The organism is Parabacteroides gordonii MS-1 = DSM 23371, assembly GCF_000969825.1.
Classification (GTDB): Bacteria; Bacteroidota; Bacteroidia; order Bacteroidales; family Tannerellaceae; genus Parabacteroides; species Parabacteroides gordonii.
Window position 1 is genome coordinate 700348 of sequence record NZ_KQ033920.1, and the last position, 13080, is coordinate 713427.

Annotated in this window: 13 protein-coding genes; 9 read left to right on the plus strand and 4 right to left on the minus strand. The window is 40.8% G+C overall.

Features of this window, described 5'->3' with window-relative positions:
* Positions 1-21: 21 nt before the first annotated feature.
* From HMPREF1536_RS19900 to HMPREF1536_RS19925, 6 genes are all read left to right on the plus strand, one after another.
* On the plus strand, positions 22-798 hold the full coding sequence (locus HMPREF1536_RS19900) for an AMP nucleosidase (protein ID WP_028729397.1): 777 nt from the start codon (positions 22-24) through the stop codon (positions 796-798).
* A gap of 16 nt (positions 799-814) precedes the next feature.
* On the plus strand, positions 815-1837 hold the full coding sequence (gene holA / locus HMPREF1536_RS19905) for a DNA polymerase III subunit delta (RefSeq protein ID WP_028729396.1): 1023 nt from the start codon (positions 815-817) through the stop codon (positions 1835-1837).
* A 936-nt stretch (positions 1838-2773) separates the two neighbouring features.
* Positions 2774-3223: a helix-turn-helix domain-containing protein gene (locus HMPREF1536_RS19910; RefSeq protein WP_028729395.1), complete on the plus strand. Its 450-nt coding sequence runs from the start codon at positions 2774-2776 to the stop codon at positions 3221-3223.
* 63 nt (positions 3224-3286) lie between these two features.
* Complete coding sequence (locus HMPREF1536_RS19915) at positions 3287-4069, plus strand: dihydroorotate dehydrogenase electron transfer subunit (RefSeq protein WP_028729394.1); 783 nt, start codon at positions 3287-3289, stop codon at positions 4067-4069.
* A complete protein-coding gene (locus HMPREF1536_RS19920) occupies positions 4057-4968 on the plus strand; it encodes a dihydroorotate dehydrogenase (RefSeq protein ID WP_028729393.1) in 912 nt (303 codons plus the stop codon). Before HMPREF1536_RS19915 ends, HMPREF1536_RS19920 begins: the two co-directional genes overlap by 13 nt.
* Positions 4969-5064: 96 nt before the next feature.
* Positions 5065-7224, plus strand: a complete 2160-nt coding sequence (locus tag HMPREF1536_RS19925; protein ID WP_028729392.1) for an alpha-galactosidase — start codon at positions 5065-5067, stop codon at positions 7222-7224.
* Positions 7225-7311: 87 nt separating this feature from the next.
* Here the strand turns inward: HMPREF1536_RS19925 and HMPREF1536_RS19930 are convergent, their stop codons facing one another.
* Positions 7312-8493 carry an MFS transporter gene (locus HMPREF1536_RS19930; protein ID WP_028729391.1) on the minus strand — a complete coding sequence of 394 codons (1182 nt, stop codon included), beginning with the start codon at positions 8491-8493 and terminating at the stop codon, positions 7312-7314.
* A gap of 139 nt (positions 8494-8632) precedes the next feature.
* Here HMPREF1536_RS19930 and HMPREF1536_RS19935 point away from each other — a divergent pair, with 139 nt between their 5' ends.
* The gene (locus HMPREF1536_RS19935; RefSeq protein ID WP_028729390.1) at positions 8633-9337 is read left to right on the plus strand and encodes an MgtC/SapB family protein; all 705 of its coding nucleotides are present in this window, start codon (positions 8633-8635) and stop codon (positions 9335-9337) included.
* A 4-nt stretch (positions 9338-9341) separates the two neighbouring features.
* On the opposite strand, the gene HMPREF1536_RS19940 is transcribed toward HMPREF1536_RS19935, so the two are convergent.
* The 3 genes from HMPREF1536_RS19940 to serB are packed head-to-tail and all read right to left on the minus strand — an operon-like array spanning position 9342 to position 11378.
* Entirely contained in the window at positions 9342-9815 is a 474-nt protein-coding gene (locus tag HMPREF1536_RS19940) for a C-GCAxxG-C-C family protein (RefSeq protein WP_028729389.1), read from the minus strand.
* A gap of 17 nt (positions 9816-9832) precedes the next feature.
* On the minus strand, positions 9833-10135 hold the full coding sequence (locus tag HMPREF1536_RS19945) for a Dabb family protein (RefSeq protein WP_028729388.1): 303 nt from the start codon (positions 10133-10135) through the stop codon (positions 9833-9835).
* 16 nt (positions 10136-10151) lie between these two features.
* Complete coding sequence (serB, locus tag HMPREF1536_RS19950; RefSeq protein ID WP_028729387.1) at positions 10152-11378, minus strand: phosphoserine phosphatase SerB; 1227 nt, start codon at positions 11376-11378, stop codon at positions 10152-10154.
* A gap of 156 nt (positions 11379-11534) precedes the next feature.
* Between serB and HMPREF1536_RS19955 the strand changes: the two genes are divergently transcribed.
* Both HMPREF1536_RS19955 and HMPREF1536_RS19960 read left to right on the plus strand, forming a co-directional pair.
* The gene (locus tag HMPREF1536_RS19955) at positions 11535-12059 is read left to right on the plus strand and encodes a hypothetical protein (RefSeq protein ID WP_028729386.1); all 525 of its coding nucleotides are present in this window, start codon (positions 11535-11537) and stop codon (positions 12057-12059) included.
* A 455-nt stretch (positions 12060-12514) separates the two neighbouring features.
* Positions 12515-13015: a thioredoxin domain-containing protein gene (locus HMPREF1536_RS19960; protein WP_028729385.1), complete on the plus strand. Its 501-nt coding sequence runs from the start codon at positions 12515-12517 to the stop codon at positions 13013-13015.
* Positions 13016-13080 lie beyond the last annotated feature (65 nt).

A 13080-nucleotide genomic window follows, 5' to 3' on the forward strand; every position in this document is an offset into this window, starting at 1 on the left:
TACCCTCAAAGGTAATGATTTATGAAAACAAAACAAGAAATCGTTGAAAATTGGTTACCCCGTTATACGGAGCGTAAACTGGAAGATTTTGATAAGTATATCTTACTCACTAACTTTACCAAATATGTCGAGCTGTTTGCCGAACATTTTGATGTTCCTATCCTGGGATTGAAAAGCTCGATGCCTAACGCATCGGCCAAAGGGATTACGATCATTAACTTCGGTATGGGAAGTGCGAATGCAGCGACTGTTATGGATCTGTTGTCGGCAGTCAGCCCGACAGCCGTCCTGTTCCTTGGAAAATGCGGTGGCTTGAAAGCGGCCAATAATCTGGGAGATTATGTTTTGCCGATCGCTGCCATTCGGGGAGAAGGAACTTCCAACGAATATTTGCCACCCGAAGTCCCGTCTCTTCCTGCTTTTTCAATGTTGCGTGCTATATCTTCTGCGGTTCGCGATAAGGGTAAAGATTACTGGACTGGAACGATCTATACAACCAATCGTCGTGTCTGGGAATATGATACAGCGTTTAAAGATTACCTGAAACGTACGCATGCTACCGGAATCGATATGGAGACGGCCACTTTGCTAACTGCCGGATTCGCCAATAAGATTCCTACCGGAGCCTTATTGATGATTTCTGATAAACCGATGGAAGAAGATGGGGTGAAGACTGAAGCCAGCGACCGGATAGTTACCCAGAACTTTGCTCCTGAACATGTAAAACTTGGAATAGAGGCTCTCCGTCAGATCATCGATGATAAGAAAACGGTTCGTCATATTCGCTTCAGTTGGTAATATTAAAGTTCTATTTATGGCAAAAAAAGAAAATACGTTTGAAGAAATATGCCGGGATATAGTAGCTAAGAAGTTTCAACCTGTCTATATCCTAATGGGTGAAGAACCTTTTTTCATGGATCGGATAACAGATTTGCTCCTGGAGAATGTGTTGTCTGAATCCGAGAAAGATTTTAACCAGATGATCATGTATGGTGCAGACACAGATGCAGCCATGATCATAAATGCCGCCCGCCGATTCCCGATGATGTCGGAATATCAGTTGGTGGTTGTTCGCGAAGCTCAGTTGGTTCGTGATATAGAGTTGCTGACCAATTACGTAAAAAGTCCGCTTAAATCGACAGTTCTGGTTATTAATTACAAATACAAAACTTTGGACAGGCGGAAAACATTGGCTTCAGCTACAGACAAGACAGGCATTTTGTTTGAATCGAAAAAGATTCCGGATTATAAAATGCCGGCGTTTATCGTCTCGTTTATGCAACAGCGTTCTATTGGGATCGATCCCAAGGCCGCTCAGATGCTCTCAGACTTCCTTGGAAACGATTTAAGCCGTCTCAATAAGGAATTGGACAAGCTGGCGCTGATCTTGCCGGAAAAGGCCGCAAAACGCATCACTCCGGAGTTGATAGAACAGAATATCGGAATAAGCAAAGAATACAATAACTTCGAGTTGATAAAAGCACTTGCAGTGAAAGATGTACTAAAAGCAAACCGGATAGCTCAATACTTCGAGAAAAATCCTAAAAGCAATCCGATACAGATGACCCTTCCTGTAATTTTTAACTATTTCTCAAACCTGCTGATTTGCTACTACACCAAAGACAGATCGGAGACAGGTATAATGACAGCACTAGGTTTACGGGGTACTTTTCAGGTGAAAGATTATATGACCGGACTTAGAAATTATCCGGCAATGAAAGTTTTTAATCTGATCAGTGATATCCGGACAACTGATGCCAGATCGAAAGGAGTAGAAAACACTTCTGTCTCTGATGCGGATCTTCTAAAAGAATTACTTTACAAAATTCTTCATTAATACAAATTCACGAATACGATAAAATTGCCTGCGTACTAAATTCTGATTATGTGCGCAGGCAATTTTCGTTATATGTGCATCTGATTTTAAGAACCTGCCCAAGTATTGCTATTCTGTGACTTTTTCAAGGCTATTTTTCTGGAACGAACCAAAACCTGAACAAGGAAAACTACCTTCTGCTTTTTGTTTTTCAATTATTGAGTATGTAAATTACCCCTCTGAGAATTTAATATTTCTTTCTTTCTGTACAGATGTATACAAATATCATCTAAAAATCAAGTTTTAGGGGATATGATACAAAAGTATATGCTTTTGAATAAAAGAATGAGAATGGAATAGGACATTTTGACAGAAGTGATTTAGATGAACTAGATGCGTGATCACAATTATAACAAAATAATAGGTGGTTACAAATGTATTAAGATACATTTGTGTAACAATACAGGGGTAGAGTGGTTACTTATGTTTCGTATACTTGGTTTATACATTTGTATCAAGTTACATTACTAATATAAATCAATAAAAATAGGTTTAAATACTGTTATAGTCAATATATATGATAAAAGGTCAAAAGCCAGGCTTTTATAACGAAATACCGATTGTTTACATTAATTTATTCTAATATAATCGCATATTAATGTGAATTTTCGTGTAAATTCAGATAAAAATAAATCCATAATGCATTATATTACAGTGTTTTATTTGTTTAAATCATAAGTTTAAGTTTAGCTCTATTTTACTGCAGTTAAATAGGTTTACAGAAGTGGTTGTTAGATGTGTAACAGTGTGATTACATATGTATTGGTTTATTGTTATAATTATAAATTGCGCAATTGAAAATAATGATTTATATTTGTATCGGTATATAATTCTATATTATACTAGTGTAAACAGACATATTGGCAGTAATTTTCGATAAAAAATCGTTTTTTAGTCATGAAAGATCGCATTCTAACAGTAATGGAACATGAAGGATTGACTCCTTCTAAATTTGCTGAAGCAATCGGCATCCAACGTTCAGCTATGTCACATATTATATCTGGAAGAAATAATCCGAGTCTGGATGTGCTGGTTAAGATACTGGAACGGTTTACTTATGTAGATTCCGACTGGCTTCTATTCGGTAAAGGTAATATGATACGTCAACATGTGTTAACTGAGCCTGATTTGTTTACAAATACGGCGATAAATCTGTCCGATGGGCAGGAAACTCCCGAATATCGCAAGGAAATCAGGGTTGAGACACCTGTAAACACCCCCAAACCTCCTGTAATTGAACAGATTGTATATCCTGAAAAGACATCCAGAAATGTAAGCAAGATAATGATATTTTATTCGGATAATACATTTGAGACTTTTACTCCCGAAAAAAACAAGAAAGACTAAGCGAACATTGGGGATTACGTCTTATTCATGTATCTTTGTATAGAAATTGAGTAATCATATTATATGAAGAAGTACATGTTAGATATGAAGGTTACTGAAAACAACCGCCTTCATAAAAATTATTGCCTGCTAAAGTTGACCTGTAACGACACTTTGCCGGAAATGCTTCCCGGTCAGTTCGTTCAGGTTCTTGTGGATAACTCTCCTACAACATTTCTTCGCCGACCTATTTCAATTAATTTTGTAGATAAAACAACCAATGAATTATGGTTGCTTATCCAGTTGGTTGGTGATGGAACTCGTCGTATGGCAGAATACCGCCCCGGAGATATTGTAAATATTATGTTGCCACTAGGTAACAGCTTTACAATACCGGCAAAAGAAGATAAAAACCAAAAGCTTCTGTTAATTGGTGGTGGTGTGGGCACGGCTCCTATGTTATGCCTGGGAGCTACATTGAAGAATGCCGGTTTTGAGCCGGTTTTCCTATTGGGAGCGCGTTCGAAAGACGATGTGTTACAACTGGATGAGTTTAATAAAATAGGAACTGTTCACATAACTACCGAAGATGGCTCTTTGGGTGAAAAAGGTTATGTAACAAACCATTCCATATTGAAAAACGTTCATTTTGACAGAATTTACACCTGTGGACCTAAACCGATGATGGTTGCTGTAGCCAAATATGCTGCTGCGGAAACGATCACATGCGAAGTCTCTTTAGAAAACACAATGGCTTGTGGTATAGGTGCTTGCCTATGTTGTGTAGAAAAGACTCAGAAAGGTCATGTATGTGTTTGTACTGAAGGTCCCGTATTTAATATAGAAAAATTGACATGGCTGAGTTAAATGTAAACATAGGAGAATTGCAGTTAAAAAACCCGGTGATGACTGCTTCCGGAACTTTTGGATACGGAGTTGAATATTCTGACTTTATGGATATCTCCAGACTGGGTGGTATTTTTGTAAAAGGTACGACTATCCAACCACGTGAAGGAAACTTGTATCCGCGTATGGCGGAAACCCCTTCCGGAATGTTGAATGCCGTAGGTTTACAGAACAAAGGGGCACAATATTTTGTAGATAATATCTATCCGGAAATCAAGGATATCGACACCCACATGATCGTAAATGTGAGTGGATCGTCTGTGGAAACCTACGTGGAATGTGCAGAAAAGATAGCCGAACTGGATAAAATACCAGCTATCGAACTTAACATTTCATGCCCGAATGTGAAGCAAGGCGGTATGGCTTTTGGCGTAACAACCTGCGGTGCGGCTGAAGTTGTGAAGGCTGTCCGCAAGGTTTATCCGAAGACCCTTATTGTAAAACTTTCTCCTAATGTGACTGACATTACAGAGATAGCCAAAGCGGTCGAAGGCGAAGGAGCCGACTCTGTTTCACTGATCAATACTATGCTTGGAATGGCTATCGATGCAGAGAAACGTAAACCTATATTATCTACAATAACAGGTGGTCTTTCCGGGCCCTGTGTAAAGCCGGTTGCCCTGCGTATGGTGTGGCAAACATATAAAGCAGTAAAAATACCAATCATTGGTTTAGGCGGTATTTCAAACTGGAAAGATGCCGTCGAATTTATGTTGGCGGGAGCTACGGCAATACAGATAGGTACATACAATTTTGTCGATCCGACCGTATCCGTGAAAGTGATCGATGGCATGAATGAATATCTCGACAGACACGGATTTAAGTCTGCAAAAGAACTTATCGGAGCTTTAAAAGCATGATATTTCAATAGAAAAAGTGTCTGTTCAAACCAAAACAGGCACTTTTCTTCGTTTTATATTTAGTATATATAGACCACAATCAAGTAAAAAAGGAACATGAAAAACAGACTATTCTCTTTGATATGCCTATTGGTCATATCTATATCGCTGAAAGCCAGTGATAAAATTGTAATTCCAATCTCGACCGAGAATATCAGCCTTATATATAAGGTTGGCGATAATGGACGTTTGTACCAATCGTATCTAGGTCAGAAACTTCGGTTCAGTAGTGATATCGATCAGCTTCCCCTGGGTGGTGAAGCCTATATTACACACGGTATGGAAGATTATTTCGAACCGGCTATCCGTGTTTTGCATAATGACGGCAACCCTTCATTACTTCTTAAATATGTCTCTTATGAGACTAAACAACTTCAGCCGGATGTAACAGAAACAGTTATTAAATTGAAGGATGATATTTATCCTGTAACAGTCGATCTTCATTTTGTCTCTTATGCAAAAGAGAACATAATCAAGTCTTTTACGGAGATCTCACATCAGGAGAAGAAGCCGGTTACGCTTTATAACTATGCTTCTTCGCTACTTCATTTAAACAGTGAAAAGTATTTTTTGACTGAATTTGCCGGAGATTGGGCACACGAAGTAAATATGACGGAACAGCAGCTTTCATTTGGTAAAAAAGTATTGGATACAAAGTTGGGAAGCCGCGCAAATATGTTCAATTCCCCCTTCTTTTTGCTGTCCCTGAATGAAAATTCCAGAGAAAATGAAGGGGAAGTTCTTTTCGGAACCATCGGTTGGACGGGAAATTTCCGTTTCACATTTGAGGTGGATAACGAAAATAAATTACGTATCCTTTCTGGTATAAACAACTATGCTTCAGAATATTCACTAAAGCCTAAGGAACTGTTCCGCACTCCGGAGTTTATATTTACCTTCAGTGCCGAAGGAAAAGGTAAAGCCAGTCGTGATTTTCATAGATGGGCACGTAAATATCAGGTAAAAGACGGCGAAAAATCACGTCTGACCTTGCTGAATAACTGGGAAGCTACCTATTTCGATTTCAACGAGGATAAACTGGTCGACATTATGGATGAAGCTAAAACACTGGGAGTCGATATGTTCCTGTTGGACGATGGTTGGTTCGCCAATAAATATCCCCGTAGCAGTGACCACCAGGGATTAGGAGACTGGGATGAAACCGTTGAAAAACTGCCGAACGGTATCGGTAAACTGGTAAAGGAAGCTACTGATAAAGGGATTAAATTCGGTCTATGGATTGAACCGGAGATGGTAAATCCAAAGAGCGAATTGTATGAAAAGCATAAGGATTGGGTCATTCATCTGCCAAACAGGGATGAGTATTATTTCAGACATCAGCTGGTATTGGATCTTAGCAACCCCGAAGTGCAGGATTATGTATTTGGTATTGTAGACAACCTGATGACCAAATATCCGGGTATCGCTTATTTTAAATGGGATTGCAACAGCCCGATCACCAATATTTATTCTCCGTACCTGAAAGACAAGCAGTCTCATCTTTATATCGATCATGTAAGAGGATTATATAATGTACTTGAACGTGTTAAAGCAAAATATCCCAACCTGCCGATGATGCTTTGTTCCGGTGGTGGCGGACGTACTGATTATGAAGCTTTGAAATACTTTACAGAGTTCTGGCCGAGCGATAATACCGATCCGATCGAACGTATCTTTATCCAGTGGGGCTACTCTCACTTCTTCCCTTCAAAGACAATGGCTGCACATGTTACAAGCTGGAATAAGAATGCCGGCATTAAGTTCCGTACAGATGTTGCTATGATGGGTAAGTTGGGATTTGATATCCGTACACATGAAATGACTCCGGCAGAACAGGAATATTGCAAAGGAGCTGTACAGAATTTCAACCGCTTAAGTGGTGCGATCCTGGATGGAGACCTGTATCGTCTGGTTTCTCCTTATGAAGGAAATCACTCGGCGGTTATGTATGTCAATGAAACGACAGATAAAGCCGTTCTCTTTGCATTCGATATCCATCCTCGTTATGGTGAAATGTTGCAACCTGTTCGTTTACAGGGATTAAATCCGGATGCTCAATATGAAATAAAGGAGATCAATCTTGTTCCGGGCACGAAGTCAATACTGAAATGTGACGGAAAAACGTTCTCCGGCGAATTGTTGATGAAGGTCGGTATACCGGTATTCTCCGGCAGACAACTGGCAAGCCGGGTTATTGAAATCTCGAAAGTGAAGTAATTCAGCATACTATCTAAATGAAAACGGAGAGGCTTATCAGATTAAGCCTCTCCGTTTTTGTTTTATCACTTATGAAAATCCGGATCGTTATCCCTTTTCCTTCGACAGTAAAGTTACGCATAAAGAGGCACAACAAAGAAGTACTCCGACGCAGGCTGTTCCCGCCCAACCGAATAGTTGCCAGGCTGTTCCGGAAAGGAAAGTACCCAGCGAGCCACCGACAAAATAAGTAGTCATAAAGATCGTATTGACACGGTTGGAAGCAGCCGGACATAATTCAAAAATACTCGACTGGTTACTTAACTGGATACATTGCATACCTATATCGATAATGACAATACCGGCAACAATAGAGATATAATAGTTTCCTCCAGCATAAAGCAATAACCAGGCAAGCAATATCAATCCGCATCCCCAGAAGTTGAAACGTCTGACTCCCACCTTCTTAACGTATTTCCCGACAAGAGATGCCGATAATGCCCCGGCCATACCACAAAGTCCCAGCATCCCGACAACATCGCTACCGGCAAAAAAAGGAGCCTGTCCCATCTTGAATGCCAGACACGACCACATAGCCAGAAAAGATCCGAAGGCTAATCCGGAGCGGATTGCGTAAACCCTCAGTGCAGGAAATTCTTTCAGCAATGACAACAAGGATTTCATCAACTCCGAGTACTTGCCTTTAAAAGTTGGCTGTATATCCGGTAATACCGTTATCACAACAATGCCGCATACGACCATTAATCCGGCAGCGATATAATACATTTCCCGCCAACCGAACAAATCACCGATCAGTCCGCTTATTACGCGTGATACCAATATTCCGGAAAGTAACCCCGACACGACCAGTCCTACATTTCGCCCCTTATTCTCCGGTTTCGAGTATATGGCAGCTATAGGTATAAATATCTGCGGTATCATGGAGCAGATCCCGGTAAACAAAGAAGCAATAAGAATAACATGAATATTGGGTGCCAGGGCAATACTTAGCAATGATATGGTCAAAATGGAGAAATTCGTAATGATAATCTTCTTACGTTTATACATATCAGCCAATGGCACAACGAATAATAATCCCAATGCATAACCAATCTGCGTAACCATAGCGATCAGGTTGGTTGTAAATTCAGATACGTCGAGCTCCTGACGTATCATATTGAGAAGTGGCTGATTATAGTAAAGATTGGCTACCGATATACCGGCTACAATAGATAATGTCCATAGGATTAAAGGAGGAAGGCCTCCGTTTTCTTTTAAAACTTGTTTCATACATTACTTTTTAGTCCGGCAAATTTACCCCAAAAATTTGAATAACCGAAGCCTTTTCAATGCATGATATAGCTTCGGCAAGTATATGGAGATATTCAAATAATTAGTTATATTTGCCAATAACTAAAACAGAAAATATATGTTGGATCACATTAACGAGATACTTCAAAATACAACCATTACGCCGACTACTGCGGCTGTAAAACTCTTTGTCAGTTTCCTGTTAGGCGCTATTATCGGTATAGAGCGCCAGTTCCGCCGTCGTGAAGCCGGAATGCGTACGTTTACCCTGATCTGTATGGGGTCGGCGGCAGCGATGCTTATTTCTATCTGGATACCGCAATGCTATCCGAATTTTCTGAATGGAGACCCGGGGCGTATTGCTGCCCAGGTACTTACCGGAATAGGTTTTCTGGGAGCAGGAGCGATCATGCAAAGTCACGGCAGTATTCATGGATTGACTACGGCTGCTTGTATCTGGGTCGTTGCCGTTATCGGGTTAGCCGTAGGAGCGGGGATGTATGTTCCGGCCTTGATCGGTACGGGTCTTACATTAGTGATACTGGTCAGTCTTGAAAAACTGGAGAAAAGAATGTTCCTGAATGGAGTAAATAAGATACTGACTATTACTTGTACTACTGCAACCCCGGATCTGAAGGCTGTCCGTAAAATATTGGAAGAGAAGAATATTTATATTGTAAGTGTTTCGTTCGAGTCTCTGTTTGAGCTGAATAAGGCAGTCATTACTTATAAAGTGAATGTTAAGGCACAATCCTCCTACATGAATTTGTTCAGTGAAATAAGAACGCTGGGATATGTTTCTCAAATAAGATTGATGGCCTGAGCCATCAATCCAATTCGTTTTTCAGCATCCGGCCTGCTATGCGGGCAGCTTCTTCCACATATTTGCTGCAAGGACGTTTTGCATAATATTCCGATGTTCTTTCGGAAGGAGCGGGAGCTGTCTGGCTGGCTTCAGCAGCAGGTAAAAGACTGCGGCAAATGATCGTACCGTGCTTTTCCTTGAACATCTCAGACATTTTCTGCACCATCGCATAATTCTTTGTCCGCGCTTCCTGATCATTCTGATCCAATACAGGATATTTGAATCCGGCTAGCATAGCCATAGCACTTACTGTACCACATATTTCCCGCATACGGCCAACACCACCACCGAAAGAGACAGACATCTGTTTTGCCATATTCAGATCCAGTTCGAATACATCCGAATAAGCAAGGAATACAGACTGTGCACAGTTGTACCCCGACTCGAAATTCTGAACAGCGGCTTGTACCCGCTGTTCAATATCAAACTCCTTCATAAAGGAATAATCTTTAATTAATATTCGTAATCCACGCAAGCTCTGTCAGCTTTTACCGGGCCGATAATGCCTTTCGAGATGGCCACATGTTCGGGGTGAGTGGCATATGTCTTCACATCTTCCAGTGAGTCGAGTTCCGTTGTAAGAATAACGTCCCAGGCTTCTTCCGGATTTACGTTAAAGTCGACACGGATCATACGCAATACGTCGATCTTGTCGATCAAAGCTTCCAAACCTGTTTTTATTTCCTGCATTTTAGCCTGTTTGTCGGCCGGAGTTGCAAACTCAGTCAGTTTAAACATTACAATGTGTCTTATCATAAACGCTTTTATTTAATTACATTTGTTCTTCCAAATATGAATCTTTGTATCCCAGAAAATATAATATTCCGTCCAGGCCAATCGTCGAAATCGACTGTTTGGCGGTTGCTTTCACCTTGGGCTTGGCATGGAAAGCAATTCCCAAGCCCGCTATACTGATCATAGGCAAGTCGTTAGCTCCGTCGCCAACGGCCACAGTCTGACGGATATCCACGTTCTCGACCTGGGCGATCAGGCGAAGCAATTCTGCTTTTCGCTTGCCGTCGACGATATCTCCGATATGGCGTCCGGTTAACTTGCCGTCTACCACTTCCAGCTCATTGGCATATACATAATCTATATTGTATTTCTGCTTCAGGTAGTTGCCGAAGTAGGTAAATCCTCCGGAAAGGATCGCAATCTTGAATCCCACCTTTTTAAGGATGCGCATCAAACGGTCTACACCCTCCGTGATCGGTAAATTCTCTGCAATATCCTGCATGACAGATACATCCAAACCTTTTAACAGGGCACAACGCTGGCGGAAACTTTCGCTGAAATCAATCTCTCCGCGCATGGCCGATTCGGTAATCGCTTTTACCTGGTCGCCAACACCGGCACGGATGGCCAGTTCGTCGATCACTTCCGTTTCAATCAGGGTCGAATCCATATCGAAACAGATGAGACGGCGCATACGGCGATACATACTTTCTTCCTGAAACGAAATATCCATCACCTGTTCGGACGAGAGTTTCATAAATTCGGCCTTCATCAGCTCCTTATCACGCGGTGTACCACGAACCGAAAATTCCACACTAGCCTTCGGCGTACGTGAGTTTTCATCCAGCGGGATACGTCCTGTCAGACGTTTGATGTCGTCTATGTTCATCCCCTGGTCGGCAACGATACGGGTTACGCCTGCTATTTGCTTTGCCGTCAGCATGCGTCCCAGGATAGTGATAATATACCGGTTCTTTCCCTGCATATTCACCCATTTGGTATATTCTTCCTCTGTGATAGGATTAAAACGGATATTTACATCCAATTCATAGCTTTTGAAGAGTAACTCTTTCAAAATATCACCCGAATTTCCTCCGCAACTCTGGAAAAGAATACCCAACGACAGGTTATTATGGATATCGGCCTGACCGATATCGAGGATAACAGCATTATTCTTTGCCAGGATTTCGGTTAGGGCGGCGGTGACCCCAGGGCGGTCGGCTCCGTTTATATTTATCAGTATAATTTCGTCTTTTAGTCCCATGTTTTTTGTTTTATAAGGCAAAGGTAAACAAGTTATGTGCAAATTTCTACATTTGGATAAACAAAAATTCAAATGGAATTGTTATTTTTATAGACGCGTTATATTTAATTTAGAACCTGGCAACCTTAATAAGTCCTGACTGGCAGGCAAATCGAGATGAAAATTCAGTTTGAAATTAAGGAAAAGCTGCCTGAGATTATTGCCGAAATACGGCATTCAGACAAATGGCAAACAAAAGTAGTAGAAAAGACACCTGCTTTAGAGAGAGTTACGATTAAAGATCCTAACTATGATTCTGAAGCATGTGTTGAGATTTGGGAACACGAGATTCATATCCGCACCGCATGGTCAAATTACACATATCGTGTTTTTGAACAAGGCAATACCAATTGGTGTGAGTATATCGGTGCCTACCGTGGATTGTTGGAGCAGACATTACTTCCTACACTGACGCCGAAGATGAATATTCTTGACTCGGTAGTTGTTGAAAGTTCCCTGACCGGGAATAAAAAGGAAACTTTACGTACTTATAGCACGGAAAACCTGAAGCTGAAGAACTTCCGTCGTGGCAACTTCAAAGCAGAATACAACGTCACTTCTCCCCAGGATCACCCGACTGTCGTATATGATGAATATATCAAAGAAGGGGTGCCGATGCCTTCTCCTTATGATAAACTGTAATAATAGAAAAGATAAAGTCCGGTGAATAATCGGACTTTATTTGTTGAAAATATATGATCTTGAACCACTATCAAATAACTCGTTTTACCCGGAAATCACTTTTCCCTCCCTTCTTCATGTTAAAATAGCACCTGTTTTCCCCCTGGCTAAACTGCAAATAATCGTTAACGATATGCTATAAAACACCTATTTTGCAGGAATTCCGTGCAATAAAACATATAAAAAACCTTGTATTTCACTCGAATTATGTTATTGCGTTTGGAAGGAAAGACTCTTTACCCGTATCTTTGCCAACGTTAAAAACAAGAAAGTGGCTCCTTAGCGAAGGAAAAGCGCTTGTTTACTTCCTGAAAATCAGGAGTCGGACATAAAGGATGACAGAGAAGAGCCGCCGCAGACCGGTAATTATCCGTAGGAGGTTATGTTCCGATTAAGTTTAACGTAAAAATTACATTATGAAGGTAAGAGCTTATGTTCTCATTGTAACGGTTGCATTGGCAACAATGTCATCCGCAACAAAAGAAGCAAGACCTACCGTGGGTACTAATCCTGGTGATCTGGCTCCGAGAATAGAGTCTTTAGGAAATGAAAGTAATATTAATTTCCAAAATCATTCCGGACGTTACACGTTGCTGAATTTCTGGGCAGCTTACGATGCTGAATCGCGGGCCCGTAACGTTCAATTATGGAATGAAGTTAATAAACTAAGTTCGGATAAAATTGCGATGTATTCTGTTTCTCTCGACGAGAAAGAATCAATCTTTACCGAGACGGTAAAGGCAGACAAGCTTAGCGGCACCAAGCAATTTCGTGAAGAACTGGGAAAAAAGTCAGAGTTGTATGGAAAGTTTAACCTGCAAAAAGGTTTGAAGAACTTTCTGATTGACGACAAAGGAGTGATCATCGCCGCAAATGTGACTCCGGATCAATTGACTGAAGTTATGAATAAGATTTAATCAGTAGATTATTATTTAAAAAGAGCTGTTCTACCCAACAAGAACAGCTCTTTTTTTGTATTTTT

Excerpts from the sequence above, each read along its gene's own strand:
- HMPREF1536_RS19900 (WP_028729397.1), top strand. The coding sequence starts at position 22 with ATGAAAACAAAACAAGAAATCGTTGAAAATTGGTTACCCCGTTATACG.
- holA (WP_028729396.1), top strand. The coding sequence starts at position 815 with ATGGCAAAAAAAGAAAATACGTTTGAAGAAATATGCCGGGATATAGTA.
- HMPREF1536_RS19910 (WP_028729395.1), top strand. The coding sequence starts at position 2,774 with ATGAAAGATCGCATTCTAACAGTAATGGAACATGAAGGATTGACTCCT.
- HMPREF1536_RS19915 (WP_028729394.1), top strand. The coding sequence starts at position 3,287 with ATGAAGAAGTACATGTTAGATATGAAGGTTACTGAAAACAACCGCCTT.
- HMPREF1536_RS19920 (WP_028729393.1), top strand. The coding sequence starts at position 4,057 with ATGGCTGAGTTAAATGTAAACATAGGAGAATTGCAGTTAAAAAACCCG.
- HMPREF1536_RS19925 (WP_028729392.1), top strand. The coding sequence starts at position 5,065 with ATGAAAAACAGACTATTCTCTTTGATATGCCTATTGGTCATATCTATA.
- HMPREF1536_RS19930 (WP_028729391.1), bottom strand. The coding sequence starts at position 8,493 with ATGAAACAAGTTTTAAAAGAAAACGGAGGCCTTCCTCCTTTAATCCTA.
- HMPREF1536_RS19935 (WP_028729390.1), top strand. The coding sequence starts at position 8,633 with ATGTTGGATCACATTAACGAGATACTTCAAAATACAACCATTACGCCG.
- HMPREF1536_RS19940 (WP_028729389.1), bottom strand. The coding sequence starts at position 9,815 with ATGAAGGAGTTTGATATTGAACAGCGGGTACAAGCCGCTGTTCAGAAT.
- HMPREF1536_RS19945 (WP_028729388.1), bottom strand. The coding sequence starts at position 10,135 with ATGATAAGACACATTGTAATGTTTAAACTGACTGAGTTTGCAACTCCG.
- serB (WP_028729387.1), bottom strand. The coding sequence starts at position 11,378 with ATGGGACTAAAAGACGAAATTATACTGATAAATATAAACGGAGCCGAC.
- HMPREF1536_RS19955 (WP_028729386.1), top strand. The coding sequence starts at position 11,535 with ATGAAAATTCAGTTTGAAATTAAGGAAAAGCTGCCTGAGATTATTGCC.
- HMPREF1536_RS19960 (WP_028729385.1), top strand. The coding sequence starts at position 12,515 with ATGAAGGTAAGAGCTTATGTTCTCATTGTAACGGTTGCATTGGCAACA.